Source organism: Proteus myxofaciens ATCC 19692 (genome assembly GCF_001654855.1).
Taxonomy (GTDB): domain Bacteria; phylum Pseudomonadota; class Gammaproteobacteria; order Enterobacterales; family Enterobacteriaceae; genus Proteus; species Proteus myxofaciens.
Map to the genome: position 1 here is coordinate 1 of NZ_LXEN01000225.1, position 322 is coordinate 322.

Here is a 322-nt window from a genome sequence, read left to right on the forward strand (position 1 = left end):
GTTGTTACAGATAACCAGTCGAGTTTATTGCTTACTAACCATTGGCCTAATGCTTGTAAATCTAAACGATAAGAACTTAAGGTATTCGCCGATAATCCTTGTTCTAGCCAAATATTATCAAGAAATTGCTCGATAAGAGTAAAAATAGCCTCATTTTCCTGGATGGCTGTTTTCGTTAATAATTTATTTTGTGGCACAGAATAACTCTCCTTCTCTTTATAACAACACTGACATTATGCCTTATATACACTTTTTTCTGTTACAATAGTGGCCTTTATTAGCAAAAATATCCTTAAAATATTTATGAAAATTGGTCTATTTT

1 protein-coding gene is annotated in these 322 nt (G+C 31.4%); it reads right to left on the minus strand.

Annotated features, from left to right (window positions below):
- Positions 1 to 197, minus strand: a 197-nt coding sequence (locus tag M983_RS16750) for a site-specific integrase (protein WP_167348710.1), incomplete at its 3' end; no start/stop codon positions are given.
- Positions 198 to 322: the final 125 nt, after the last annotated feature.